The organism is Novosphingobium sp. YAF33 (assembly GCF_052113265.1).
Lineage (GTDB): Bacteria > Pseudomonadota > Alphaproteobacteria > Sphingomonadales > Sphingomonadaceae > Novosphingobium.
This window is the reverse complement of sequence record NZ_JBFRCW010000026.1, coordinates 1-26,986: the sequence shown is the minus strand read 5'-3', so window position 1 is coordinate 26,986 and position 26,986 is coordinate 1. Positions and strand designations below refer to the sequence as shown.

The window sequence follows — 26,986 nt, the reverse complement described above, 5'->3', positions numbered from 1 at the left end:
GGCAAACCTCGACCGTTGGAAGCCCTGCCTCCTGTTCCTTGATCATCCCGATGATCTGCGCCTCGGTGAAACGGCTCTTCCTCATGCGTCTGCTCCTTCTCGTGGGCAGACTCTACATCAGAATGAGGGACCTTTCGGGGGGCAGGTCAGCGGCCACGTCATCTTGGGCTTAGCCAGCTCTCGTTTTGAAACTCCTTTTGCGGCGGGGCAGCCAGCGATCCAGTCAAGCGGACTGATCGTTCTTGAACATGACGATCCCCTCTATCGGTAAACAGGTCCCGGCGACGAAACCGGAAAAGCAGCAGAAGCCGATAGGCAAGGACAGTACGCTCTGCGGTTCGTTCAGTCGTGGTGCGCAACAAACTGGACTAGAATGTTGTGCACGCCGCTCTGCCAGGTGTTACGAGGCCTGCGGTAAACAGACATTGCTGTTTTGTCTCTCTGAGGTTTAAAAGGAGACCCGAGCATAGCGGAGAACGGCGAAGTCGTTCTGCTCGATCGTCAAGTGCAAAATGATATATAGCGCCGCGAGTAAGTATCGGTTCATGGCCACGGGAGAGGACTTCGTGGAACGGGTCGAACTTCTAAACGCTTGGCGGTAGAGAATTCATATGCCCTGGATGCGTCGCGCAGCCGGAGAGCGTACGGCGCACATAATGCAGTCGGCGATCGGGTAGTTGATGCCGGATTTTCCGCCCAGACGTGAACGAGCTGGGTAACAGATATGCCCGCGCCCAAGGTGCTCGATCAGGCTTCCGAGGGTTGGGCATCCGACTGGTTCCTTTGTCTGGACGCYGACGGCAAAGACGACATGGCAGCCTCGAGCCGAATGGTGAGCTAAAGATCACCTGGAATTTCAGATAAAAGCCGCTCTCTTGCTCTAGGGGATAAATATTATTCCTAAAACCATATCGAAACAGATAAATACCCGCGTCTAAATCCCGGATGAAAAGGTGATAAATTTCCACAGCTGTTGCGGGCGAATTTCATCAATGGGCCCGTTACCGTCACTGCGAACACAGATGCGTGTATATTCAAGAAAATACCGCATATCCCTTTCAAGACAAATCGACATCTCTCAATATTAATACACGGGTGCGATATTGCCGTGAAAATCGTCAGAAGCTTCTAAAGTCGTTTTATGTGGACCAATCATGGAATATCGGCCGAATGCGTTTCAAACGAGGGGACCGCATCGAAAGCAGTTAAAATAACTGAAGAGTACTCGACTAGCTCACCGGAAAAATCGTAGTGGTCCTGAAGAGCCTGACGGTGCGGGATGCGCCGCAGCTTCGATAGCGTCAAGCTCATCAAGGTAGCCGGTCAAGCGAGACTCCCCCAGCTCTTCCTTGTGTTGGCTCCCCATGCTTCTCAGGTCTTGAAGACAACTCTCAGCCTCATGGCGCTTCATCCTCGAAAGGATTAGAGCGACAATATGCCTCGTCGCGAATTGCGCGCCTTCAAACTCGAGGGCAACTCGCTCCAGATTGTCGATCCGGCTATCAGTTGTTCTCGGCATAGATGCCTCTTTGCTCCGACGTGCGCTAACGATCGAAAACGTTCCAATTGTTCCGGCTTGAATAAATTTGTCATAAAGCTGTCTGGTCGCCATGATATGTCGACATCGCAAATTTGCAACATTTGTTCGATTAGTAACAGCGAATGTATGGGAACGGCCGAACTGACTAGGTACGGTCGAATATTTCTGGAGTGTAAACGTTGCAATCAAGCCAGCGGTGGTTTGATAGCCGAGTTTGGTAAATTCCGTGTTTGCGAAGAACGACCATGAATATTGTGGCGCCGCCCCTTCGAGTGAGGCTTTAGTACCCCGGCGCAAGCCCCGTGAGATCTGCAAATAACTTAATGTTGCGCATCTGAAATTTCGCTCGCCGCCTATATCGCGGCGAAGAATCCCTGCTATGTCGATTGGTCATTTATTCTAGTTAACTGGCAGGTTTTTTATCTGGATTTCCCGCGGATTAATTCGTTCTGCCTTGGTAAAATTTTTGAGGGCGGAACTTGGCGGGAGGGGCCGGGTTAGAATAGTATGATGTCGCACAAACAAGGCCACCACGCGATCTCCGGGCGCCGAATACTTGTAGCCGGCGGCACCACCGGTATTGGCCGTGCCGTTTTGATGTCTCTTTCGAGGTTGGGAGGCCGGGTCATGACATTCGGTCGGGATCCTGTTGCTCTTCACAAAGCTCTCCAGCAAGCTGGCCTAAGTGAGGATCGAGGGCTAACCTGCGATGTCAGCAATCCGGCCGATGTCGAGCAGGTATTTAAGACTATGGACGCGCAGATGGGCGGTATTGATGCCCTCATAACATGCGCTGCTGTCGGCGCTGAGGCTATCTTCGAGATGGAAGACTCAGACTGGCGTTATGCTGTCGAGACAAACCTATTGGGCCCGCTTGCATGTGCGCGGGCAGCGGTTCAGCGAATGCTTCCGCAAGGCGCCGGGGATATCATTCTGCTTAGTTCCATAAGCCCGGATATCAAAGCTCCTGGTGAGAGCGTCTACGCCGCAACGAAGGCAGGCATCGACACTTTTGCGCTCACTTTGCGCAAGGAAGTCGGCTGCGGAGGGGTTCGGGTTTCAGTCATCCAACCAGGTTCGGTTGCCAGTGACATGCAAACCTGTTCAGCCGAGGAACAACGCAAGGCTGTATCGCAGGCCGAGATGCTGAATGCAGACGAGGTTGCCCAAGCGATCGTATTTGTTCTCTCTCGGCCGCCGGGCTGTGTGATTCCCGTGATGCGTATCGAACCGATACGTCAGAAAATGCACTGACGAACGCCTAACTGCCGCAGCTAAAAGCTTTCTCCCGCCGCTTGGCCAACGCCTGCTAATCGCGCAAGCATTGTTTGGGCCTATCATCACTCTCCTTCCCACATCCACCTTCAATTGCCCTGCCAGTGTGCACGAGCGACATGAGGTACCGAAGGTTACCTCGGGGACGATTAATGAAGATCATTACTACGACATTCTCGAAACACCGAATGCGAGGCACACCGGTCCGACAAACTTGCTGCAGCCGTCTCGAATGGTTAGATCTTGCCGTTCCACGCGAGAAACAAGGCCACGTTAGCAGGTACCCAGGCCTCATGCCGCCCATTTGCCCATTTCATTTCTACGACCTCCTGCTCCGCCGTCCAGAGCCGCGGAGCGATACGTTTGCCGCCAGAGATAGCTGGAAATAGAGCGAGGCGCACTTTGGTGGTTTCAGGCCCGTCGATCCTGAGATTGAGGGTCAATCGGTCCAAGCGATGAATAGCCCGTACGAAGCTGTCGCAGAACAACAGGAACGGAGCGTCTTCGATACGGTGCAGTGCTCTTGTGGCGTAGATCATGGCCGCGCCGCTGCCATAAATCTCTTGTCCGACCTGCCCCGCCTTCTGTCCATTCGAATAGAGGTCTTCCAGCGGAAAGTTTAGTTCTGGATCGATATGACCATTGCGAATATCTGACGCGAGCGCCTCTGGTGGAATGGTGTCGGGATAATAGTACCAGGCCCGGTCCAACGCATGACGACAAAATTCATTGACGAGAAGTTTGGCACTGGGAATCACGTGCGGCCCGCCATAGTCCAAGTAGCGTTCGAAAGCAGCGTAACTGTCAAAACACTCGTATGCGGCCATGTAAGGCGCATCTTGAAGGCAAGTTACCCCCAAAAAATTTGTCCAGTGGCGAGCCAGGCCAATATCGCTCTTCCAGATCTGCGAATTATGGAAGAAGCTGGCCAAATAGACGTAACTTTGGTCAAGATGCTCTTGGCGGTTTGTGATGCGCCACAGGCGGATACAGGCCGCCGCGCCCCAAGCTGTCAGGTTGGCCTGGTAATTGAGATCAAACCGCATGCCCCGGGCGGCAGCAATTGCCTTCTCCGCCTCGTCTAGAAAACGTTGCTTGTGGGTCAGTTCAAAGGCTTGCAGCATGACCCACGCGTATATGCCCCCCACATCAGTCTGGCCTCGATCGTCTGCTTCTGCAACATCGGTGATAACCGTGAAATCATCGATTTTGTACATGATCGGCCATTTGTACTGGAAATGGCGAGCGGCGCGGATGCCATAATCGATGGAAGAGAGAAACAGTTCTCGCGCACGAGAATCGCCGGAAAGAGCTAAATTGGAAAGATTTAGTAAAGGGTGGTAAAGATACCAGCTATCTACGGCGTCGGCATCTTTGTCTTTACCCACGTTGGGCAGATACCTACGTAGCGTTTTTAATTCTTCATCATAAAACTTGGCGATACCGTTCATGATTTCACGGGACAGCGGATGTGGTTTTCCGGTCCAGCGGCTCCAGTCCAGGACCGCCGAAGCAATCGTCAACTGCACCATTACGTCCGGGTATTCACTCGCTACGTAAGGATGAAAGTAGCTGTGGCCATAGTGTCGGATGCGCGCCTCCGGTGCGTTTTCAAGATCCCACAGTGTCGCCTCCGCACGCGAATTCCAATCGTGCAGCGCAGGATCCGGGGGCGCCAGCCAGTCGTAAAGGGCTCCAAGCATATCGAGAAACTGCCAAGCTGAGTCGGTCTCCCCCTGCTGCGGATAGGCTCGGATAACCAATATCGTGTCATAGAGGGTTATTTTCCGGCCCACTTCGAGCACAGCCTTGCCTGTTTCCGCGTTTACCGGGGGGCGATAGCCCACATCGGGCCATTCACCGGCCACGACGCCGGTCGGCTCGCTGCCGGTCATATTGAAATAATCATTGAGCGCTGTGAAATTCTGAAGATATAGTACTTTGCCGATCGCGGGGCTTTCCAGTGTGAAGTAAAGCAAACCCGTATTGATTTTTCTTTGTCGCGCCTCGAGGCGACCTAGCGTGTCTGCAACCTCTCCGTTCCCATCGAAAGCGACCAGATCACGCGGAACCCATTCGAAAGCAAGATCGCGAGTCGGCTTGAATGTCAGAGTGGCGCGCAGCTTCTCAAGTCCAAAAGGGTCGCCTGTTATTTCCAGCCGGCTTGTGCCCAGAGTGCCCTCACACTCGACCGCTGCCAGCGTACCTGGCACTTTCAGGCTGCGACAGCGTGCATCAGGACTGAACACCGGCATGCGCAGTGCCAACCCGCCGGCTTCGCCCCGGCGCATGACGACCCACACCGTATCTTCCTCGAGCCGTACTTCGATATCGAGATCGCCTTGGCGTGCCGCTGCAGCAGGCGGCGCCGCGGTTTGTTGAAGAACCTTCGTTGCCCTAACAGTCGCTGGATCGATGGCCTGCCGGTTTCCGACGTTCGACATAGTGTCATCTCCCAAAATCACTCACATTTGCAATGCCGCTGCCCCTCGCCGGTTGCAGATGCGATGCGTTTTATGCGCGGGCCGGCGTTCGGCCGGCAAATGTACGGTGCCTGGCGGCCCAGATAGCAGGCTGCGTCATGTGCTTTTGCTTTCGGAATCACCGAAAATGACCAGCAAAGCACCGCGCGCGGATTAGAGCGCGCCCGGCGGCGTACCGAACCTGCCGGTTGTTAAGACCATGCCTAAACGGGCACCTGATCGTGACTGCCGATGCCAGCCTGCATGACAGCTGCGCGTATTTGAAGATACCGTCTGATGAGGGGATTTAGCCAGGCCTTTGGACCGATTAGGCTATCTGCGCAGAAACATTTCGTGCGCGCGAGTACCGACAAGCGCGAATTACCAGCAAAATTGCAAAGATTTGAACGTCTTCGAAACCGATTTGGCGTGATAAGCGCGATTACTCGAGTTGCTCGGCTCGTTTATCCTACTGATAGCGATTATACCCTTTCTGATAACCGGCTGCTCGGAACGTACCGAAATGACCGAATCTGCACAAAAAATCCATTAGTAGTTCGCCAGTATCTTTTGTACCATATTTGCTCGCTGCTCAGCGTGTGGGAGGAACAGCTTCCTTTCGGGCGAACAGAATTGCCTAGCCCGTAAAATTCATCTGCTTGGTCGGTGCAGGCCACGATTTGGATTTTGGGAAGCTTGTCGACGCGTAGCTTCCTTGCCGGGATGGTCCGGATTTCTGGGCGACCAATGTTTGCGGGTTGAAGGGCGGGGTTTGATTTGAGGGGGCGCAGCCCCGTGGTTCATGTGATGAGGCGAGTAATCCGATCGAGGGCGAGGCGGAAGATTTTCTGGTCGGGACAGGCGGTGGGCCATTGGATACGGATCAGGGTCTTCAACTCGGTGATGCGGGCCGCCACCTTGATGAGGCGCAGGCGTAAAGTATCGAACTGGACGGTGCGCCAGGTCGAACGCTTGGGCATGGCGCTACGCAGTCCCCACATCAGCCAGTAGGCACCGGCATGGAGAAACAGGCGCAACTGGTTGGCGGCGGCCCTGGTGCAGGATGTGCGATCGGCGGCGAGGTGGGTTTTCCAGGACTTGATGTGATTTTCCGCCTGGCCTCGCCGGCAATAGACCTGCTCGTAGAGCCGGCGGGGCGAGCCCTTCTTGAGATTTGTGACGACGAAGCGGGTGTCCGCGCCCTGATCGCCGACCTCGACGCGCGCGATAATCCGCTCGACGCGGCTCCAGCTTTTGGCGCCGTCGTGGAAGGACTTGAAGCGACGCGCCTTGCCGGCTTCAGGCGCCGCCTCGAAGCGGGCTTTGGTGCTGGCCTCGAGATCGGCGATGTGACGGCGCAATGTCGACGTCGGCGCGACACCCAGGATAAATTCGTGCCCGCCGGCCCGGCACCAGTCGATGACTTCGGGGCAGCAATAGTGACTATCGCCGCGCAGCAGGATTTGCGTCTTTGGCCAGTTGGCGCGGATCGCCCGCATCAAGCGACGCAGGAAAGCCCTGATCTCCTTGCCGCCGGGCCGTTTGGCCGGGCGCAGGACGGCGGTGATGAACCGGCCCTCGCCATCGAACACCACAATGGGCTGGAATCCATATTCGTCATGATGGGCATTGAACAATCGCAACTGCTGGCCGCCGTGCACGGCATCGAAGGTGTCATCGATGTCGAGGACAATGCGCCTGGGCACGGTGCGGAAACTCTCGCAGTACAGATCAACCATCGCCCGGCCCATGCGCAGGAGCGCACGCGTGTCGGGCAGGTTTTCCAGGCGTGAGATTGTCGGCTGTGAGCAAAGTGCACGGTCAGATGGAGCCAGGTCGAGCGCCAGCTTGAACACCGGGTCGACGCGTAGGCTGGAGGCGTCATTGCCATCTTCATAGCCTGCCGCGATCATCATCAGCCGGAACCGGATAATGTCGGCAAGGGAGTGCGTGATATGATCCGGCGCACGCGGATCGTTGATGCAGGCAGCCATACGATCGGCGACCCCAAGGCGCTGCTCAACCTCGCGCAATAGTAAAATACCGCCATCCGACGAGAGCAAACCGCCATCGAACCTTGCGTCTATCCGCTTGCCAGAAACGGGTGACAAACCGGGCAGCGGCAGAGTAGAACCATCCATGGCGGGTGTGGCTTTCCTGAAATGACGTTGATCGGACTAGGCATCTAAATCATACGTTAAATCAGTATGTTACGCTACATCCGCCAACCCGCGTGAATTTTCCGGGCTAGCAATTCGGACGAGAACAAAGGACCATCCGTGATATTAAGACGGAAGCTGCAGAACCATCGCTGCATCGGTTGGCACATCAGACTTTGGAGCCTGCTCCTCTTGCTTCTCCTGCTTCCGTTCGCGGCAATGCAGATCTCGCCGCAAGTTAGATGGGACACAGAAGACTTCGCTGCCGCAGCGGCGCTTTTATCAGGCTTCGGAGTGATGGTGGAGGCTGCTGCTCACTTCGCGCCGGGTCCGCGCTCACGCGCAGGCCTGATTATGGTTACAACGGCAATCGCGATCGTGATCTGGGCCGACGCTGCTGTGGGAATTTTCTAAAGTCCTAGTCAACGCTTGCACAAACCGAAGGAAAGATCTTCCCTGGCATTGCGCCATCTTTCATTGAATTGGACTCGAAACGTTGCAGACATCTGATTGAATATCCCTCATGCAGATCGATGTCGCCCCTGATTTTCTGCCATTGTCAGGAATGCCGCGAGCCTCCTCGCGCAAACCGGAAGACGGAGCTATTCGCCAACTTTATTTAGTATGTTATTATAAAGCGTTATGTATTTCGACGACATTTGTTGGACCGTAAAACGCTTCTCAACGCTTCGTCGGACATCGCGCCTGTCGAGCTCGCCGATATGTTCAACCGCATCGATTGCCTCATCCAAGCTGTCGACGATCAAGCCATTGACGCCGTGCTCGATGATTTCGGGCATGGAGCCACGACGCGTCGCGATTACCGGAGTTCCACAAGCCATAGCCTCTATGACCGAAAGACCGAAGGGTTCCTCGAAGTTGATAAGGTGGAGCAGCGCTCTGGCACTGCCTAGGGCGGTTGATCTAGCGGCTCCTCCCACTGGGCCGCGAAAGCACGCAGAGACGCCATCAAGCCTCGGTCTCACCTGCTGCTCGAAGTACCACTCGTCCTGCACGATTCCGTGTACTATCAACCGTCGGTCCGCAGCATGGGCAACCTCTATAGCTTCTCGCGTGCCTTTGCTATCGTGAATGCGTCCGAAGAAGAGCAGGTCCTCCGAGCCCACTGGGTCAAATGGAAAACTCGCCACATCAACGCCGTGGTGGATAGTTGCCGCGTAATCAAGAGACGGGTGCCTGTCAGCATCGCTGATTGCCACAAAGTGGATGCGATCTTCGAAAGCCTTGTACATCGGCAGGATCCGGTCTGACGAGAACCCGTGAATGGTGGTCACGATCGGAGTGTCAACGAGCCTGCTGAAGGCGTGCGCTGGAAAATCTGCCTGATTATGGATAATATCAAATTTTGCGGCCTGCTCAAACAGATGCGCCAGATGCCGGAATTCCCACACCTTGGCATCGATGGAATGATCTTCCGAGTAAGGGGCGGGTACAACGCCGGCGAGCACTCCGGAAGTGATGCTGTCTTGAGTGGCGAACAACGTCACGTCAAAGCCTTGTGAAACCAGCTCCTCAGTAAGAAGACTGGTCACAAGCTCCCACGGCCCATAGTTCCGAGGTGGCGTGCGCCAAGCAATGGGAGCAAGCATGGCTATGCGCATCTCACCCGCTCTTCTGAATCTCAAGTACCAGTCCCTCATTCGGCGACAGCGATCCATGCGCAGGCTCTGTTTGCAATGTCGAGGCAAGCACAGCTTTGATTTGGTTGTTCGCCGGAAGCTCAAAGCGACGGATGTGGGAACTAAGGTTGAGGACGACCGCTAAACGCTGCCCCCCCCCTTCTCGCAAATAAATCAGCACGTCGTTCGAGCCGCCGAGGAGAGAGAATGAACCGGTCGATAGTGCCGGGGAAGCCCGCCGAAGCGCGAGCATCCGACGGTAGAAATTGAGCATTGAAGCCGGATCATTGTTCTGGGCAGCTACGTTGCGCGAAGACCAGTCGGCGTTTAAAGGCAGCCACGGTTTGCCTGTGGTGAAACCAGCATTGGTAGTGTGATCCCAAGGCATGGGCGTACGTGAACGATCCCTCCCGATGTCTAGGGTCGGCTGCCGGAAATGTTGAGGGTCTCGGATTTCTTCCATCGGTATGAAAACCTCGCCAATGCCGAGCTCATCCCCTTGGTACAGCGTCGGTGTCCCGCGCAGCGTTAAAAGGAGCATGGCGGCGACACGGGCCTGCGGTTCTCCGACACGGGCGGCAATCCTAGGTGCGTCGTGGCTGCCTATTACCCAATTAGGCCAACCAAAACTGGGAAGCGACGCTTCGTACCCTTCAATCACACCGCGCAGGTGCTCAGCGTCCCATGGACTTTCGATAAGCTGAAAATTGAACGGTAAGTGAACTTGAGGCTGGGTCGGGGAGCCGTACCAGCGAGCGTGACGTTCGTTAGGCAAAAAAATCTCACCGACAAGCACGCGATCGCCGTATGTATCGGCTAATTCACGCAGCTTTGCCGAGATCGCATGCGCTTCTGGCTGGTCGGTGGAATGAACCTGAAGCAGGCGGTCTCTCTCGGTAATGTCGGGTGTCCACTCGGGATTTAGAGGATTATCGGGGAATGCTTCATGCTTGACGATGTGCCACAGTACGTCGATCCTGAACCCATCAACCCCGCGATCCAGCCAAAAACGCATCACATCCATCATGGCTCGCTGAACGTCGGGATTTCGCCAGTTCAGATCGGGTTGCTCTTTGAGAAATGCATGAAGGTAATATTGGCCCGTACCTTCGTCCCATTCCCACGAAGATCCGCCAAAATCGCTGATCCAGTTGTTGGGTACGCCGCCCTCTGGCGCCGGGTCTCGCCAAATATACCAATCGCGCTTCGGATTGCCGCGCGAAGACCGACTCTCCTGGAACCATAGATGCTGGTCAGAAGTGTGGTTCGGCACGAAATCGAGCAGCAGCTTGAGCCCCATCGCATGCACCGCTGAAATAAGGCTATCGAAAGCTGCCATATCGCCGAAAATCGGATCAATGTTGCAGTAGTCCGCAACGTCATACCCAAAATCTGCCATTGGAGAAGGATACACCGGTGATAACCAAATGGCATCCACGCCCAGAGAGACAATGTGCCCCAGACGCGCCTCGATTCCGGCCAAATCCCCTACGCCGTCCCCATTGGTGTCCTGATAAGAACGAGGGTAGACCTGGTAGATCACCCCGCTTTCCCACCACGGTTGCCTTCTCGTCTCGTTCATTAAAAGGTAAAGCAAACGCGCGCCAATGGTTCCGCCCGGCAGCCTGTCGCCTCCGCGCGACGCGAGCGATGCGTCCAAAAATCGCGGTGCCGGGAGCAAGAAGGTGATGGCGGCTTTCTGAGCTGTGTACACTATCCTACACAGGCGGACATCATAGGTTAACCACCGTTTCGATACTTTGCCCACGGGGAAAGAATGTTGAAAACTTCACCTCCAAGTCAGCCGATCGCCTCTATAATCGAAACATGTGGTTCGTCATTTATTCGGCGTTAAGGCGGTTTTGCCATATCGCGAAAGCCAGACACTTTTGGCCCGTGATGGCGCTGCTGACAGCTAGCTTCGGCGCCGTGCTGATCCTACTTGCGATCATGACCCATGCACAAGATCAGCTGCAAAGCACGCGCGAGGAACAAGCGCTCCAAAGTGCCGTTCTCTCCTTGAAAGCCAGCTTGCGGCACGACCTGCAAGACTATGCCAAATGGGATGACGCGGTTCGCCACATCAGCACGAATTTCGCGCCGATCTGGATCGACGACAACGTGGTTGCTTACCTTGGCCGGCTTCAGGGGTATGAGCACATTTTCATTCTTAATGACGTGAACGACACCGTCTACAGTCTGGAGAATGACAAATTCGGCAAGCGCGCAGCTGAGGTCATCCTCGGCCGTGAGCTGAAGCGGTCCATCCACCGGGTGCGGGCGATGGAACGAAGTGGAAGCCCCATTGAAGCAGGCTTCAGCCGGTCTGATGGAAAGCTGGTAGTCTACGCGACGGCGGCAGTTGTTCCCTTGACAGGCAAGGTGACCATACCTGCCGACAAACCTACCCATATGTTAGTCATTGCACACACGCTAGATGTTGGGACGCTAACTACGGTCACTGAGAACCTGCAGCTCTCACACCTTCGCCTCACACTCGTTCGCCCGGCTAAAGGCACTCGTTCGCTCCAGTTGAGAGATGTGGATGGTAACGTTGTAGGCTGGCTGGAGTGGACCCCGCAGCGGCCAGGAAACCTCCTCTTGCGGCAGGTGGCGCCTATCATAATGGGATTGGGGGTATGTTCGCTTCTAGCGGCAATTCTGATCCTGCAAAACGGGGCACAGGCGGTCGAGGCGGTGCGACAGAGCGAATTGCGAGCGCGCCATCATGCCGAGCATGATGCTTTGACCGGCCTCCCTAACCGCCGAGCGCTTGTTGCGCGAATATCGTCGCACTTGGCGAACGGCGTTGATCTCACGCTGCTATTCATGGACATGGACGGCTTCAAGGACGCAAACGATGTCTACGGTCATGCCGCCGGCGACCTGCTCCTCAGGCAAGCGGCCATCCGCTTGCTCAATTGTGCGGACGGGGCTTTCGTTGCGCGTGCAGGCGGCGACGAATTTGCGGTGTTATTTTCCGGCCCTGCAAACTGGGACACCGAATCCATCTGCAGAAGAATGATCGAAGCGACCCGGGCACCGTTCGTGATCGGTTCGTATCAGATAACCTTGGGCATAAGCATCGGCTGTGCCAACGCCCACGATCTTGGCTTCGAGGACCAGGACGAGCTCATGCGCCGAGCTGACGTCGCTATGTACGCAGCGAAAAATGACGGCAAGAACTGCCAGCGTGTATATTCTGTCTTGCTGGATGAGCGTCATTTACTTCGAATGAAGCTGGAATCCGATCTTCGCGCCTCGATCAACCGTGAAGAACTTTATGTGCAGTTCCAACCTATTGTGGCATCTGCCGGCAGCGAAATTGTTGGTGTCGAAGCACTGGTACGTTGGCGTCACCCCGAGCATGGAGAGGTGCCACCGGACGTCTTTGTTCCCATTGCCGAGTTAAGCGGCCTAATTAACGACGTCGGTAAACACGTGCTCCATCAAGCCTGCCTCGCGATGAAATTGACCGGTTTAGATTTAGCGGTGAACATCTCACCTGTTCAATTCTGGGACCACAACCTGCTTGAAGATGTGCACCAGGTTTTGAAGGAGACTGGATTTCCGCCAGAACGCTTAGAGCTGGAAATTACTGAGAGTTTGCTCCTTCGTCGGCCTGACAAAGCCGCCGAAGTCATCAGGCAGCTTCGCGGCCTCGGCATCCGTATCGCTCTGGATGATTTTGGTACTGGGTACGCCAGTATCGGTTATCTGCAACGTCTCAAGCTTGATCGGATCAAGATCGATAAGGCTTTTGTGGCGCCTCTTGGCAACGACCCTCGCGCGCGCGAGATGATAATTTCGATAGTTGCATTGGCAAACGCTTTCGACGCCCAGGTCACCGTCGAAGGCGTCGAAACCGAGGATCAGGCCCAGATCGCGCGCGCTGCGGGTTGCTCTCGAATGCAAGGTTGGCACTTTGGGCGGCCGATGGGAGCGGCCGAGCTAAACGACCGCCTTGGTCAGGCTGCATGGAAAATTTCAGCTTGAACACGCAGAGGTCAGACGCGTTTGAGGGCGTAAACTACCAAAATGGTTTGAAGATTGGCGGCTTGCGTGATTCAGCGCCCTCCGAAGTTGGAGAGTTGGATGGCCTGGCGGCGTTACAAACTGGCAGATAGAGAATGGGGCGATCATCTAGTCCTTGCTGCCGAACGAGTCTCGCCGTGTGCCACGGGAGGATGACCGCCGAGCCCCCAACGGGATCATGTGGCGCTTTCGCTCGGGCGTCGCATGGTCTGAAGCGCCGGATCGCTACGGCCCTTCGAATACTTGTTACGACCGGTTTGTCCGCTGCCACAAGGCTGGGGTCTGTTGCTGGCGGCGGTTCAACTGATTATATTGGTGAACTGGTTATGATCGATTCTACCTGCGTGCGCGTTCACCGCCATGTCCTATCGGCCTGATGCTGACTGGAGGGCAGATTGACGATGCCGGCGAACCGAGGGCGCTGATCGACACTCCCCGCTGGCGCCAACCCTGCTGGGTGATAAAAAAACTGCGGCAGCAACGCCATCCGCGAGGCGGCATCTGCTCGGAATGTTTGGCCAGCACTCTCAACCAATCCAACCGCAAGCATCCTTTCGGATACTGGCCGTAGTTCTGCCGCCAGAGCGATCTGCTCAAACGCTTCCTCAGTCGGATCAAGCTAACACGTGGAATCGCTACGCGGTACGACAAAGATCTGCCCGACTACCTTGCCGCCGTCGCGCTCGTTTGCATCCGCCTCTAGTGCGCGGCGAAAAGAGTCTACGCCCTCGCAAACTGCCGCCCTCATTGGGCAATGCTGAATACACCCATGGGCAGCATCTTAAAATGAACGATCGAGTCCAGCCGGAAGTTGTGCAGGAAGCCCCCTCCGATCTCGTTAGGAAGTGAACGAAATTCTCCCTCGTAACAGGTGGCAACATCGGACCGTTCATATTCGGGCGGACGCGAGTGATATTCGCTAAAATCAGAAAGGATCGGGCACCTGGATCGGTGCGACCATCATTTTTTGCCAATGATACATGTCTCAAACTTGAAAGGAGGAAGTGCACCGCCGCAGCGCTTAGACTGAAATAGCAAAAGTCGCTTTTTCGGCCCAAAGGGGCGCTTCTTAGCTCTGAATTTAACCGAGAACGCAATAGCTCATCGGCAAAACCGGCCGGCTGCTCGGGCGCGACAGCCTTTATTCAAGACGGCGATCCCAAAGCGAGGCCTTCAGTTGGCTTCAACTGACCAGTGTTGCTTGTTTGGCAGCGGGTTACCTGATATTTCCTCTTTAAAAGACAGGTTTTTTTCAGGCGCAACTAGGAAATGACCGATGATGAGCGATGATCATCACGAACTTATTGCGACAGTATTCCTGGGAATTTTTCTTGCGGCAACCAGTATCCTCGGTGACGGCTTCGTTGGCGCGAAGTTTCGTGCCGGGATGTTGATCTGCGGATGCTGCTTTATTATCATCGGTTTGTTCGTGCTTTGATGGGGATCGCAGATCCATACCGCAATTTTACTCGTGACGTGCTCGTACTCCTGCGAAAAACTATATCGATGGCTCCGCCAGAAGGACGTCGTTCGGCTAAACTTCGCTGCGATCAAGGCGGCCGAGTCACCATCCTGACAATCAGAGTACGAGGTCCTCATGCTGCTTCAAGACAGATGCACCAAGAGCGCGAGTTGCACCGACCCTTAATTTCCGGTCCGTTGTCCCCGCCACGTTCGCAAATTGCGCTCCGAGGGGGTTGGCGGCGTCTTGCGGCGTAATCGCGGCAAGCGATAAGAAGCCGGCGATTACCGTTTCAGAGAAGCGATTAGGCCATAATTCAGGACAACTGCGGCCAAAACTGGCTCTGGTGACGCATGACAAGCGACTCGTGCCGTACCGAATGTCGCATCGCCAATGAAAAGCGCTTTCAAGTTTTGTCCTCGATGGTTTAAAGCATGTGCCGCTAAGCCCCGGAATCGTGCCGGTCGTCGAGGCGATCCCCGAAAATCGACTGTTTGCTTTCAGCCGGTCGGTGCCTTACCCGAAAATCTTGTCTCAGATGCATGCACATAGGTGATGGGCGTTTGCATTGCTGCTCGGCGCCGAACTCGACTGCGAACTAGGTCACATACCCATAAACAGGATTCCCAAAGCGGCGGCGATCTGATTCATTCTCCGAGAAGGAGATTGATATGGCGCGGTTCGATTTGACGGATTTCGAGTGGTCGGTGATCGAGCCGCTACTGCCGACGAAGGTGCGAGGGGTGCCGCGTGTCGATGACCGCCGGGTTCTCAACGGTATTTTCTGGCGGCTGCGGACGGGCGCTCCCTGGGCCGATATTCCTGCACGATACGGCCCGTATACGACATGCGTGAACCGCTTCAACCGCTGGCGCCGGGCAGGACATTGGGCGCGGATATTGGAAGCAGTCTCAGCGGCTTACGAGGGTGACGTTCAGATGATCGATAGCTCCTCGATCCGGGTTCACCAACATGGCGCCAATGGCGATAAAAAGGGGGACCCGGTTGCATGGGCCGTTCGCGCGGTGGCCTGACAACCAAAATCCACGCGCTAGTCGATGCCAATGGCTTGCCGATCGCGCTTAAGCTCACGGCCGGCCAGGCGCACGACGGCCGTAGCGCCGCCGACATGCTCGACACTCTGGGTGATGGTGACGTGCTGCTCGCCGACCGCGCCTACGACAGTGACGCGCTCCGGGTCGAGATGGCCGCTCGCGGCATCTGGGCCAACATCAAGCCCATGCCAAACCGCAAAAGCCGCCCCGTCTTCAGCGCATTCCTTTATCGGTATCGCAATCTCGTCGAACGCTTCTTCAGCAAACTCAAGCAGTTCCGGGCGGTCGCCACGCGCTACGACAAGCGGGATGATAACTTCCTCGCCTCAGTCCAGCTTGCATCCATACGCATTTGGCTGCGCCATAATGAGTCGGTGGCCTAGAGCGCCAGACAGCCCGAAACACCACCACCGGCCCGGCCCGCCCACTTTAACGGCGAGGGGCTTATATTGCCAATACGGTTGCGGCGGCGCCGTCCCCGGAGCGTCCGATAGACCTCAGAAATCGACCAAGCCTCTATCAAGCGCGCTATCTGTTGCCTCGCATTTGACGATTTCGTGAAACCTCCTTTTTGGCTCAAGCCTTTCAGCTGTATCCCGGCGATCGGCAAACCTAATAGTTATTTTCGCCTGGCAGGCACCAAGCTCGCTCAAAAACGTTGGCTTTTTTCTCGTATACCGCTCACAGCCTTGCCATCCTCCATCTGAAAGCCTCGCAGTGTCAGAATCAGCTTGTTCGCGCGCTGCCTTACTTGAGCGCCTGTTCGCTGGACGGGGCGAGATTCGTGCTCTTGGCCGCGCCACGGACTGGAGCCTAACGCCGCTTGGTCCCGTCGAAGCGTGGCCCCAGAGCCTGCGATCGACGGTACGCCTCCTCCTGTCGTCACAATACCCCATGGTACTCACATGGGGGCCTCAGTTCACACAGATCTATAACGACGCATACTCTAAATTGATCGGCGATCGGCACCCTGCCGGCCTTGGCGCAGACATTCGCGTCACGCTCGCCGAGGCATGGGACACTCTCGGCCCCATGATCGAGCATGTGATGGTGACCGGAGAAGCGAACTGGACGCCGGCATTGCCGCTCGAGATGCACCGTGCCGGCTATCGAGAAGAGGCCTATTTCTCTGTAAGCCATGCACCAGCCGAAAATGACGATGGGGACATCGTCGGGATGCTTGCCGTTTGCTCGGAAGTCACTGACCAAATCGTGAGCGAGCGGCGACTTCAGCTGCTAGGACAGATGGCGGTAGCAGCTGGCGACGCCTGGCAGACGGTGGAAGCAGTTAGTCGCCTCGTCAGTACCGTAGCGCAGAGCCCGCTCGATATCCCGTACGCAATGCTCTATCTGCTAAGTGAGGACGAGCTCTCGCTTGCGGCAAGTCAAGGTCTTACGGATGGATCGCTGAGCGCTGAAATGCTCCGCCCGTTCAAAGCAGAGTTTGACCCTTGGGGTCTGCGGGCGGCGATGAGCGGCGCTACAACGATCTGTCAGGATGCGTTCGAATGGATACCGGTTTGCGGAGGTGCCTATCAGGATCCGGTGATGACGACGATCACCCTTCCCTTGATAGGAACGCAGGGCCGCGTCGTCGGCGCGCTGGTATGCGGCGTCTCTCCCAACAGAACACTGGATGAAAGTTATCGCTCTTTCTTCGAGCTTCTCGCGGGCCAGGTTTCGGTGGGGATACGTAACGCACAGTCCCGAGAGGAAGAACGCCGCCGCGCTCAGGAATTGGCCGAACTCGATCAGGCAAAGACCGCGTTTTTCTCGAATGTGTCGCACGAATTTCGCACTCCACTAACGCTGATCCTAGGGCCGCTTGAGGAAGCGCTTGGTAACTTGCCTCAGAGCGCAGCTGCTCATCAAGACGGATTGGAAATTGCGCGCCGCAATGCCATGCGCCTGCTTCGTCTGGTAAACACTCTCCTCGACTTCTCCCGCGTTGAAGCCCATCGCATGGCCGCAAGCTTGGAGCCGCTGAATATTGCGGAGTTAACTGCCGATCTATGTTCAAACTTCAGAGCCGCGATCGAGAAAGCAGGGCTGCGTTTCGTAGTTGATTTGCCGAACTTGTCCGGGATCGTTCTGGTCGACCAGGAAATGTACGAGAAGGTCGTTTTGAACCTGCTCTCAAATGCTTTCAAATTTACGCACGATGGCGAGATCCGGGTTCATCTCGAGGAAGCACGCGGTAGCGAGGTTATACTCACGGTGACTGATACGGGCGCCGGCATTCCGAAAAAAGAGCTGGCGAAAATATTCGACCGTTTCTACCGCATCCATGGCCAGCGCGCGCGAAGCCACGAGGGATCAGGCATCGGGCTGGCCCTTGTCAAGGAACTGGTCGAGCTCCAGGGCGGCCGAATTGCCGTGGATAGTAAGGGCGAGGGCTTGGGAACGAAGTTCACCGTCACTCTGCCAAACGCCAATGCCAGAAGGGACCTCACTCCGAAAAACTCATTGCCCGCGGAGACGGCACGGCACGCATCTACTTACGTGCAGGAGGCACTGCGCTGGTTGCCCGACCCTACTGAGCCGGAGGAACTGCGCGGGGACCGCCCCCAAATCTTGGTAGCCGACGATAATGCCGACATGCGCGCTTATATCGGCCGGCTGCTCGCCTCCGAATATGAAGTGCGTTTTGTAATTGACGGTGAACAGGCTTTGCGAGCGGCCAAGGCGAACCCGCCAGATTTGTTGCTCTCAGATATCATGATGCCGCGCCTGGATGGGTTCGCTCTTTTGCGGGCCATCAGGACTGACCCCGCCTTGGCCGCCACGCCTGTGATTTTCCTTTCGGCACGGGCAGGAGAGGACGCCCGCGTGGCCAGTCTCGAGGCGGGAGCGGACGACCACCTTATTAAACCATTTAACGCACTGGAACTCCGCGCCCGCATAGCCGGGGCGCTTGACCGGGCAAGATCGCGAGGCGAGCACGCTGCTCGCGAACGCGTGATCCAGGCCCATGACGAGGCCCTCCGCGCACGAGCGGCGCTGGAAAAAACCGAGCAGGACCTGCACGCGCTTGCCGATGCTCTCCCCGTACTTATTTCACATGTCGGCCCGGACCTGCGATATCGGTTCGTCAACCGGGCCTACGAAAAGTGGCTCGGACGACCCCTTTCAGAGATCGTTGGTGCCAGGGTCGAGGACATGATCGGGACGCAAGCCCTCGATCACGTTCGGCCACAGCTTGAGGCTGCGCTCAAAGGTGTGGCGGTTCAGTTCGAGACATTCATTCCCTATAGTAATGTTCGGCCTCGCCACGTTCGCGTCGACTATGTTCCGCGTCAGACCGGAAACGGCGCAGTCGATGGATTTTACGCGCTTGTCCAGGATATTACCGAGCGCAAACTTGCCGAGCGGCACCGCGAGCTACTCGTTGATGAGCTCAATCATCGGGTAAAGAATACCCTGGCAGTCGTTCAGTCGATCGCTGCCCAGTCATTTAAAGGCGAACGAAATCCCGCAGAGGAACGCGCGGCATTCGAAGGGCGTCTCCTGGCGCTCTCGGAAGCGCACAATCTACTCACCCGCGAAAGTTGGGATTACGCCTTGCTGGACGACGTGATCGCCGGCTCCACCCGAGCGTTCGGAAGCGAGGCAAAATTCCGCAAATCAGGCCCTCGCGTCGCACTAATGCCCAAGGCTGCGGTCAGCATAGCTTTAGCGCTGCATGAATTGTGTACCAACGCCGCCAAATACGGTGCCCTCTCCACAGAACATGGTACTGTGGACATCACGTGGACAGTCCAGGACAGCGTTACTCAGAATGCGCCCGCGTTTCAGATGTCCTGGTCGGAAACCGGCGGTCCGCAAGTTCTACCCCCGCGCAGCCGCGGCTTCGGATCAAGGCTAGTCGAACGCGGACTTGCAGCCGAGCTGGGAGGGACGGCCGAGATGACTTTCCCTGCAACCGGGCTTCGCTGTGTGATCACCGCTCCTTTGGCAAATATGGGAGACAAAAATGACCCTCAGGGGTAAACGCATTCTTGTGGTCGAGGATGAGATGCTCGTAGCAATGAACATCGAGGATTCGCTACTCGATTTCGGCGCGGTCGTGGTAGGTCCTGCGCTGCGGTTGGAAAATGCTCTCGAACTCGCCGGACAGGCGCAGTTCGATATCGCTATCCTCGATGTCAATCTGCATGGCGGACGTTCCTATCCTGTCGCAGAAGTTCTTCAGGCGCGCGGAGTACCGTTCATTTTCGCCACCGGTTATGGGCACACAGACGATGGCGAGATGTCGAATAGTGTTACAACGCTGACCAAACCCTTCCGCTCAGAAGATCTCGAGCAGGCGCTGCTGGGAGCCTTGCGCGACGCGGCATCGAGGAATGTTTTGTGAAAGCGCGGTTGGCGCGCCTACCGGCATACCGGGGTTAAGTCATGATCGCCAGGGGAAACCTCTTCGATATCCGCCTGCCGTCCTTTGATAGAGCCTTTCATAAGGAGTGCTGACAGGGCTGCTCGTACAAAACGAAAAATCGCCGAACTACGGAAAATCGATGACATCGGCAGCCGCTTTCTAAGATTCAACAAGAGACGCGCGGTCGTGCATCCTCGGCCCTTTTTCAGCCGCGGCATGCCTCGCAGATTTCTTCGTCGCTGGGCGAGCGCGTTATGACGATCTCGGTCTCCTTCCACTCGATCAGACCCAAGTCTGCAAAGGCGCCGAGCCACCCCTCCATCGGCCATTGTCCCCACCGGTTGTGAAAGACCTGGGCATTGCGCACGATGTCAGCAAAATGTTGGAGCGGCGGATCAAAGGCGCCATGATGCTGATGGAACGCCCCCGCCCCCCCCATGAACAGCAGCGGCAGGTGGGCGGCCTTCGCTCGAAAACCGAAATCCGYATCTTCCGCTCCGTAGCCGGTGAATGCCTCATCAAATCCGCCGATATCAAAAAATGCACTGCGGCGGATCCCAAACACGAGCGACCAAAACAGGCCGGGGTTCCTTTCCTCGCGAAGCCCCGAAAACGGAAATTGGCGAGCGGGATGAGGCGAAGCGCGAGTAAGAAGATCTTGCTCGCTCCAGTTTTTGTCACGCGCATCATCGGGACCCAAATAGAAAACCTGGCTGCACACCAGTGCCGGGCTGCCAATCAGGACGTCTTCCATTTTCCCGATCAAGCCGCTCATGGGAATACAATCCACATCCAGAAATAGCAGCATCTCGCCGCGCGCCTCTCTGGCAGCGGCATTTCGGGCCGAAGCAAGGGGTAATCCGGCAGAGCCGAAGCGTATAGTTCGCGCTGGAAACGGAAGCGCCGGCAAAATCACCGCCGGGGTACTTCCCATGTCAACAACTACAAGTTCGTCAGGCTGACGTTCGCTCCGGCTCAATCCTTCAATGAGCTGCGCTAGATGACCTGGACGGTCCTTTACAAGGGTAAGGACGCTAAGGCTCATAGCCGTTTGCACCAAAGGTCGAGGCGGTATTGATCCAGGCGCTGATCGCAAACGACGTTAACGGTGTGACTCAGGGCAGATTTCAACTTGGAAACGGCCTCGTCTCCGGTTTGCGGGTAGTCAGTTTCGCCGGTCCAATGCACGAGCAGGAGATGACCGCCTGGCGCCAGATGTTCTGCGATCCAGGCCGCGGCCCGCTCGAGATCGTGATCGTCCCAATAATACGCGACCTCGGACAGCAGCACGAGATCGAAGGTCTCCAGCGGTGCGTTCCTAGGAAACATCATGTTAGCAAACGATACATGCGGTAACGAGACGCAGCGCTGCTGCGCTGCACGTAGGGCGGTATCGCTGACGTCGATAGCCAAGAGTGAGCGGCAGACGGCCGCGAGTTTGCTGGTCAAAACCCCTTTTGCGCAACCAACCTCGAAACCCTTATCGTAAACTCTCGTGCCGAGGGCTGCCATCGTACACGCAAACTTTGTTTGCTCGTAGGAGCTGGTTTCGAGATTCCAGGGATCTTCATCTCCCTTGAACATCTCCTCGAAATACTCGGGCTCCAGACTGGCGCTGCCGCTCATGATCGTCTCTGCAGGTGGAGGATGTCGATTGATGGCATATTCAGTCGCTCTTTTGGAAGGCGAAAACCTGACCCGCAGGCGCCGGTTAGCTGGCTGCGATGGGCACGCAAAGCGTGGCGACGCTTGCCAATCGGCATAGGTGAAGTACGCAGAGCCTGCCCCGCTCGGCGATTTGGCGGGCTCGCCCACACGTAGTATTCAGCTACCATCAAAGACCTTTTCGAAGCCGCACTGACGGCCTGGGCAAGATGCGCTGCGGCCGCATGATCGCAATGCGGTTCAGCCAGGGCAGTCACGGCAATCGCGTCGACCCGCCAACGCCGGCAAAAAGCGGCCAGGAGCCTCGCTGCTCGATTGAACTGAGGCTCGCCTGCCTCAAAAGGCGCCGCGTCTTTCCAATCGAGATGGACATGGTGCGTTTTCCGGGTGCCGGTAAGACGGAACAGCGCGCCCGCAGCCTCGGCTTTTCGCCGGGCAGCAAGACGCCGGGGGGAAACACTGCCAGGGTCATGAGAGGCGGACCCGTCAGTAAGGTAGGCCACACCAGCCAAGCGCCCTGTTCCTGATGCCTGGGCGATCAGCGCGCCGGCGCCCAAAGTTTCATCATCGGGATGCGGCGCCAGCACCAGCCAACGGCAATCGCGCCAGGGAGAAGCGTTCATCATCAAGTCTACCACAAGGCGTCCCCCCATCCCCAAGCGTCGTGGTCCAGCCATGTCAAAGCTGCTTGATCGCGCGCGTAGTCGGGCCCGGCCTGCCGTAGATAGAGCGCGAGATCGCGCGTGATCTTGTCGATCCGTTGTCCTTCCATGGCGCTGCGCGTGCCAGTTATCCGCGCTGCAAGTTCCATCACGTCAAGGGCGGCGCGCTCGACCACGCCTCGCGTCAGGCGCGCAAAGGCAGCACCGTCCGGATCGTCTCGCGCCGCGCGAAGAGCACATTCCCTGACCCATAGATAGGCTGTGCGCGTAGCCGCGACGCAGTCTGCAAACTTCGCTCGTTGCAGCGGGTCCTGCCTTCCGGCTTCGGACATTGCCAATCGCGTTTCTATTAGAAGCGCTTCGATCCCACCGAGCTGAACCGCGGTAAAGCGCCAGGCTCCTGCGGTAAAACGGGGGTCGCGATCATAATCGCCGGGAAGACCAAGCAGATCAGCCTCCTCGACGCGCATATCGGTAAGATCGTAGCCTCCGCTCATGCTGGCACGCATTCCGCGCACGCGCCAACGAGACATATCTGCGCGTTCCATGTCATTGCCCGCAACGATCACTAACCGGCGCTCGCTTTCTTCGCCTTGAGCTGTGATGATAGCCCGGGCAAGCCCTCCTGTGCCGCTGGCAAAAGATTTGCTACCCGCAAGCTCGTAGCCACCGCAGGAGCCGCGTTTGAGGCGCACGCCTGGTTGTGGTTCAGTCGCCCACACACCGTAAAATGCTCCGGCCTCCAATTCGTCGCGGAGACGATCCTGCTGCTGAGGTGTGCCATACCAGCCGAACAAGGCCATCGCGTTAACGTGTCCTTCGTACAGGCGCCCAAGGCTAAGATCGGCCCGCCCGATGATCCGAAGGACGTCGAAAAGACTGCATTGGCGGATGTCCTCATTCGCAAATACCCACCCTCCACTCGCTTTGGGCGCGAAATCCCGGTGAAGCCCTGCCGATGCGAGTTCCTGCATGCTTTCAGTCGGGTAGCCAGGCGCTTCGTCGTACCGTGCTCCCAGCAACGCTAGCCGCGATTGAAGCGCCGTGGCTCGTTGAGCCGGTGCTTGCCGGGGCAAGAGCATGCTCCTGGCCTCGCTCATGCGATGGTTTCGCGCTGCAGCGTTGCGTCAGCCGCGCAGCGCGCAAGCCACTGCGCGGCCATCTGCGTTCCATGCGGATCGCCCAATGCCGTACGAGCTGCTGGTTCCAGTGTACCGACCTGCTCTAAAATAGCGGCCCACTGATCTGCGCGAGGCCATTGGGGCAATACCAACGCCGCGCCGAGTCTGGAGAGCCCTTGTGCCGTAACTCGTTGCTCATCATAGGGCCGTCCCTCCGGAATGCAGATGAAAGGCTTGTCTGCCGCAATGACCGCCCCCACGAGTCCATCGCCGGCTGCCCCCACAACGATCGAAGCATCGGCGATCTCTTGCTCTGCTGTTTCAACCCATCCAGCCAGTTTCAGGTTTGCAGGTTGTTCTGTTGCCGGAGCCACAGGCCCTATGACGCGCCATTCCCAATCGGGGCAAGCCATTGCAGCCTGCGCCAACAGCTTCCCGTCGCCCGGCAGCCCGCCGCGTCCGATCACCACCAAAATGCGCCGGGTGGCCCGCCGTACGCGGAGACAAGCAGACGTGGCCGCAGAAGCAGCGATGCCAGGGAAATAGACAGTCTTGTCGCGGATCCAGGCAGGGGTGTCAGCCATTTCGAGGGTCGGATGAAAAGGCGCCATCAAGCCAATCGCGCCGCGGAACGCCTCGAGATGGGGCGCATCATCACGCTTACCGTTTAGACGCACGCAAATCGTCGGCACGGAAGCAAGCCGCGCAAGCATCGCCACCTCCACCGAGACATCGACTACCATGATTGCTGGCTCCTCGGCAGCGATCCAGCTGGCGATCCGAGCCACCCGTTCTCTAATCCCCCCATGGTCAAGGGGTGCGTAATGCAAAGTATCGGGTCTGCACGGTGCATCATCAAGCCCATCAAATCTCCCCGATCCCGGGCGGTCGTCAGGCAGATCTAGCCCCCGGTCACCAATTCCTGTTCCCAGCAAAACAAGCGGCCAGTCTATTGCTCTCAAGATGGCTTCCGCCCGGGTCCGATGGCCCGCGCCCTGATGATGCACATAGTAGCCAATGGGGCGACGCCTCACGACAATACTTCCAGTGTCATGTCATGCGGCATGGGACCAAGCAGCGGCTCACCAAGAGCTATGAGCCTTTGGCCTTGCGGCATGCTCCGCAAGCGCCGCCGCCAGGCCGCCCTTTCGTGCCAATGACGGAAAGAAGGAGCTCGCGGGACTTCTCCCTTGCTGGCGAGTGCGAAAAGGTTGTCCATTGCGGCGGCCATCCCGCCTGTTGCCCGGCCCTCGCGGCGAGGCGAAACGAATGTGAAGACATCCGGCGGGTGCGCCAAACGCCCGCCTTGCGCGACCGCAGCTCGAACCAGTTCTCGATCTTCCCCCGTAGGGAGCAAGGGAACACCCCCGCAAGCGTCATAGAGATCTGCGCGGATCGCCAGCGAGGCGCCTGTATGATCTCCGTGACGTGGTGGAGCATCCCAAGGGATTGGATCGACAGCGTCCTCGATCGCCCGCACCGCTTCCCAGTAGCGCTCCCAAGCAGTGTGTAGCTTGCCTACCGGTCCAGGAAGCATTTCAGATCCTTCGATCTCTATCTTTCCGCCCACTATATCTGCGCCTCGGCGAATTGCCGCAACATTATTGGCCAGCCATTCAGATGGCGGCCGGGTGTCGGCATCAGTGCTCAACAAAATGCCCCGCGATGGTACCAGGAGCAGCCTAAGTCCTGCCTCCATGGCTGCGCGGCGTGCCGAGCCAGCATGGGCAAGGCGATCGCAAAACGTGAGGTTAAGGGCATGTACAGCGATGCGGCCGGCGTGGAAAGCTTGTGCCCGTGCGAGCCGATCAAGACTATCATCGCTGGAATTGTTTACCGCGATAACGACCTTAACTGGCGCTGGCCAGTTCTGCTCCGCCAAGGCGGCGAGCAAGATTTCCAAACGAGCTGCCTCGTTCCGAGCAGGCACGCAAACACATAAGTCCAGTTCGTCAGCTGCTTGCCATTTCATGGCTACTTCAGACCTGCCACGGGGCGACTGCCGATGAAGCAGCGCCGGCAAGCGGGTCCGCCGTCACGCCAACACAGCCGGGTGCATAGGATCCTGCCGCGATCCGGCGGCGATAGAGCGCTTCATACCCATCCACCATCCGGGCAGCATCGCAGGTCTGCTCCGCGCGTCGCCGACATGCTCGTCGCTCGAGGCTGAGCGCCGCCAATCCCGCCTCCGCCAGCGATCCCACGTCGTCTGGCACAGCAAGCGCACCGCAACTTGCATCGAGTATCTCCGGGATAGCCCCGCGCGCAAATGCGGCGACAGGCACCCCGCTGGCCAAAGCCTCGGCCACTACAAGCCCATAGGGCTCATCCCACATAGGCGTACATAGGAATGCCCGCGCGCCCCCGACAAGCCTGGCAAGTTCGGAATGCGCAAGATGGCCGACGTGGATCGTGTCGACCCCCAGTTGGGGCGCAATGCAATCTCGATAATAGTCGTGGTCGAGGATGGGACCCGCGATTCGTAAGGGCAGGCCAATTCGGCGCGCCGCTTCAATCGCGAGGTGGAGGCCTTTTTCCGGCACGATGCGTCCATACCAGACAAGGTATCCTGCAGCATCAGCTCGGGCACGGAACGCGAACTTTTCAAGATCGATGCCGTTGAGAATTACCTCATCCGTTGTTGCCACATGACCCCATAGGTCGCCGACGGATCGCGAGACGGCGACGAATGTGTGATCTTTTGCATTGCAGACCCGGATCCCACTTTCGAGCCAACAGAACGGCGGTGTGTGTAAAGTGGTGACCATCGGCATGGGCAGAGTATCGGCGAGGGTCACCGGCAGGTAATGCAGTGAGTTATTATGAATGACATCGAAATGCCGACTGCGCAGCGCGTTCATCAAACTGAGATAAGCATGATGTTCCTTGAAGAACGTCACGTCGTCCGCCTCGGCTGTTCCCACGGTCTCGAGAGCCGTTTCAGAACAGATTGCCTCCACACCGAGACTCACGTCGGAATGCAGGGAAGCGAATACCGTCACGTCATGCCCTCGGTCGCGCAGGGATCTCGCCAAAAGATGCGTGTGCATCTCGAGTCCGCCAGCAAATGGCTCCGCAATCGGATACTTGAGGTGGGCGATGATCCCGATCCGCAGGGGCTGTTTGCCCGCCCCTGCGGAAACGGAAGACGGGGCAATTTGCCGGTTAGTGCACCGCGGGCGGTGCAAAGCCTCAGGCTGCGGGCCGTGCATCCAGGTCTACCTCCATTTCGCGCGGCCAGTGACGCAGCGCGCGGCAGGCCTTGAGGAAGGCGCCGGCATCCTTGGCACTGCCCAGTTTCAGGCAGGCCTCGTCGAGATCGCCGGCGATCCCGGCTTTGGCGAAGATCGTCTCCGCCGCGCTGGTGTAACCGATGAACTTGCAATGCGCGAAGGCGTCAGTGACGAAATCCTTCGCCGCCGCATCCATCGCGAGCAGCCCTGCGCCCTCCCCGGACACCACCAGAGCCACGGCATCGAACAGCACCGAAGGGCCGCCGTCGATCTTGTGCTTGGCGGCCAGACGGGTCCCGTCC

The 26,986-nt window shown here is 57.3% G+C and carries 18 protein-coding genes and 2 pseudogenes; 7 read left to right on the top strand and 13 right to left on the bottom strand.

What is annotated here, in order from left to right; genetic code table 11:
* Positions 1-85 (bottom strand): transposase (locus AB4Z00_RS25805; protein ID WP_442047793.1); only part of this gene is annotated, 85 nt, incomplete at its 3' end.
* A 1,962-nt stretch (positions 86-2,047) separates the two neighbouring features.
* Here AB4Z00_RS25805 and AB4Z00_RS25800 point away from each other — a divergent pair.
* Positions 2,048-2,794, top strand: a complete 747-nt coding sequence (locus AB4Z00_RS25800) for an SDR family oxidoreductase (protein ID WP_442047789.1) — start codon at positions 2,048-2,050, stop codon at positions 2,792-2,794.
* 257 nt (positions 2,795-3,051) lie between these two features.
* On the opposite strand, the gene AB4Z00_RS25795 is transcribed toward AB4Z00_RS25800, so the two are convergent.
* The 4 genes from AB4Z00_RS25795 to AB4Z00_RS25780 all read right to left on the bottom strand — a co-directional run bounded on the left by AB4Z00_RS25795 (position 3,052) and on the right by AB4Z00_RS25780 (position 10,658).
* Positions 3,052-5,259: a hypothetical protein gene (locus tag AB4Z00_RS25795; protein ID WP_442047788.1), complete on the bottom strand. Its 2,208-nt coding sequence runs from the start codon at positions 5,257-5,259 to the stop codon at positions 3,052-3,054.
* Between the two features lie 818 nt (positions 5,260-6,077).
* Positions 6,078-7,418 carry an IS1380 family transposase gene (locus tag AB4Z00_RS25790; RefSeq protein WP_442047787.1) on the bottom strand — a complete coding sequence of 447 codons (1,341 nt, stop codon included), beginning with the start codon at positions 7,416-7,418 and terminating at the stop codon, positions 6,078-6,080.
* 620 nt (positions 7,419-8,038) lie between these two features.
* Positions 8,039-9,058 carry a glycosyltransferase family 4 protein gene (locus AB4Z00_RS25785; RefSeq protein WP_442047786.1) on the bottom strand — a complete coding sequence of 340 codons (1,020 nt, stop codon included), beginning with the start codon at positions 9,056-9,058 and terminating at the stop codon, positions 8,039-8,041.
* A gap of 1 nt (position 9,059) precedes the next feature.
* Entirely contained in the window at positions 9,060-10,658 is a 1,599-nt protein-coding gene (locus AB4Z00_RS25780) for an alpha-amylase family glycosyl hydrolase (RefSeq protein WP_442047792.1), read from the bottom strand.
* 317 nt (positions 10,659-10,975) lie between these two features.
* Here AB4Z00_RS25780 and AB4Z00_RS25775 point away from each other — a divergent pair, with 317 nt between their 5' ends.
* From AB4Z00_RS25775 to AB4Z00_RS25750, 6 genes and pseudogenes are all read left to right on the top strand, one after another.
* Entirely contained in the window at positions 10,976-13,072 is a 2,097-nt protein-coding gene (locus tag AB4Z00_RS25775; protein ID WP_442047791.1) for a putative bifunctional diguanylate cyclase/phosphodiesterase, read from the top strand.
* Positions 13,073-13,171: 99 nt separating this feature from the next.
* Positions 13,172-13,814: pseudogene (locus AB4Z00_RS25770) on the top strand (transposase).
* 573 nt (positions 13,815-14,387) lie between these two features.
* Positions 14,388-14,549, top strand: coding sequence for a hypothetical protein (locus AB4Z00_RS25765; RefSeq protein ID WP_442047785.1), 162 nt, complete (start codon positions 14,388-14,390; stop codon positions 14,547-14,549).
* A gap of 695 nt (positions 14,550-15,244) precedes the next feature.
* Positions 15,245-16,011 (top strand): IS5 family transposase gene (locus tag AB4Z00_RS25760; protein ID WP_442047784.1). Its coding sequence is split into 2 segments (ribosomal slippage): positions 15,245-15,566 and positions 15,566-16,011, totalling 768 coding nucleotides; the frame shifts between segments, so codons are not numbered across the junction.
* Positions 16,012-16,579: 568 nt separating this feature from the next.
* Positions 16,580-19,618: an ATP-binding protein gene (locus AB4Z00_RS25755; protein WP_442047783.1), complete on the top strand. Its 3,039-nt coding sequence runs from the start codon at positions 16,580-16,582 to the stop codon at positions 19,616-19,618.
* On the top strand, positions 19,602-19,982 hold the full coding sequence (locus AB4Z00_RS25750) for a response regulator (RefSeq protein ID WP_442047782.1): 381 nt from the start codon (positions 19,602-19,604) through the stop codon (positions 19,980-19,982). The genes AB4Z00_RS25755 and AB4Z00_RS25750 overlap by 17 nt, the downstream gene beginning before the upstream one ends.
* A gap of 226 nt (positions 19,983-20,208) precedes the next feature.
* Here AB4Z00_RS25750 and AB4Z00_RS25745 read toward each other — a convergent pair whose 3' ends face one another.
* The 8 genes and pseudogenes from AB4Z00_RS25745 to AB4Z00_RS25710 form a co-directional block, all read right to left on the bottom strand.
* On the bottom strand, positions 20,209-21,048 hold the full coding sequence (locus AB4Z00_RS25745; protein WP_442047781.1) for a glycosyltransferase family 2 protein: 840 nt from the start codon (positions 21,046-21,048) through the stop codon (positions 20,209-20,211).
* Positions 21,045-21,629, bottom strand: a complete 585-nt coding sequence (locus AB4Z00_RS25740; RefSeq protein ID WP_442047780.1) for an SAM-dependent methyltransferase — start codon at positions 21,627-21,629, stop codon at positions 21,045-21,047. The genes AB4Z00_RS25745 and AB4Z00_RS25740 overlap by 4 nt, the downstream gene beginning before the upstream one ends.
* Positions 21,626-22,291, bottom strand: coding sequence for a PIG-L deacetylase family protein (locus AB4Z00_RS25735; RefSeq protein ID WP_442047779.1), 666 nt, complete (start codon positions 22,289-22,291; stop codon positions 21,626-21,628). Before AB4Z00_RS25735 ends, AB4Z00_RS25740 begins: the two co-directional genes overlap by 4 nt.
* A gap of 8 nt (positions 22,292-22,299) precedes the next feature.
* Positions 22,300-23,304: an acyl-CoA dehydrogenase family protein gene (locus AB4Z00_RS25730; RefSeq protein WP_442047778.1), complete on the bottom strand. Its 1,005-nt coding sequence runs from the start codon at positions 23,302-23,304 to the stop codon at positions 22,300-22,302.
* 122 nt (positions 23,305-23,426) lie between these two features.
* Positions 23,427-24,194: a glycosyltransferase gene (locus AB4Z00_RS25725; protein ID WP_442047777.1), complete on the bottom strand. Its 768-nt coding sequence runs from the start codon at positions 24,192-24,194 to the stop codon at positions 23,427-23,429.
* Positions 24,195-24,481: 287 nt separating this feature from the next.
* A complete protein-coding gene (locus AB4Z00_RS25720; protein ID WP_442047776.1) occupies positions 24,482-25,423 on the bottom strand; it encodes a glycosyltransferase in 942 nt (313 codons plus the stop codon).
* A 7-nt stretch (positions 25,424-25,430) separates the two neighbouring features.
* On the bottom strand, positions 25,431-26,567 hold the full coding sequence (locus AB4Z00_RS25715; protein ID WP_442047790.1) for a glycosyltransferase: 1,137 nt from the start codon (positions 26,565-26,567) through the stop codon (positions 25,431-25,433).
* A gap of 76 nt (positions 26,568-26,643) precedes the next feature.
* Positions 26,644-26,986, bottom strand: a pseudogene (locus AB4Z00_RS25710) (catalase HPII); the annotation flags it as partial.

Coding starts and splice junctions, on each gene's coding strand:
- AB4Z00_RS25765 (WP_442047785.1), top strand. CDS start 14,388: ATGATGAGCGATGATCATCACGAACTTATTGCGACAGTATTCCTGGGA.
- AB4Z00_RS25790 (WP_442047787.1), bottom strand. CDS start 7,418: ATGGATGGTTCTACTCTGCCGCTGCCCGGTTTGTCACCCGTTTCTGGC.
- AB4Z00_RS25730 (WP_442047778.1), bottom strand. CDS start 23,304: ATGCAGGAACTCGCATCGGCAGGGCTTCACCGGGATTTCGCGCCCAAA.
- AB4Z00_RS25720 (WP_442047776.1), bottom strand. CDS start 25,423: ATGAAATGGCAAGCAGCTGACGAACTGGACTTATGTGTTTGCGTGCCT.
- AB4Z00_RS25775 (WP_442047791.1), top strand. CDS start 10,976: ATGGCGCTGCTGACAGCTAGCTTCGGCGCCGTGCTGATCCTACTTGCG.
- AB4Z00_RS25740 (WP_442047780.1), bottom strand. CDS start 21,629: ATGAGCGGCAGCGCCAGTCTGGAGCCCGAGTATTTCGAGGAGATGTTC.
- AB4Z00_RS25800 (WP_442047789.1), top strand. CDS start 2,048: ATGATGTCGCACAAACAAGGCCACCACGCGATCTCCGGGCGCCGAATA.
- AB4Z00_RS25795 (WP_442047788.1), bottom strand. CDS start 5,259: ATGTCGAACGTCGGAAACCGGCAGGCCATCGATCCAGCGACTGTTAGG.
- AB4Z00_RS25785 (WP_442047786.1), bottom strand. CDS start 9,058: ATGCGCATAGCCATGCTTGCTCCCATTGCTTGGCGCACGCCACCTCGG.
- AB4Z00_RS25735 (WP_442047779.1), bottom strand. CDS start 22,291: ATGAACGCTTCTCCCTGGCGCGATTGCCGTTGGCTGGTGCTGGCGCCG.
- AB4Z00_RS25750 (WP_442047782.1), top strand. CDS start 19,602: ATGACCCTCAGGGGTAAACGCATTCTTGTGGTCGAGGATGAGATGCTC.
- AB4Z00_RS25780 (WP_442047792.1), bottom strand. CDS start 10,658: ATGAACGAGACGAGAAGGCAACCGTGGTGGGAAAGCGGGGTGATCTAC.
- AB4Z00_RS25725 (WP_442047777.1), bottom strand. CDS start 24,194: ATGGTAGTCGATGTCTCGGTGGAGGTGGCGATGCTTGCGCGGCTTGCT.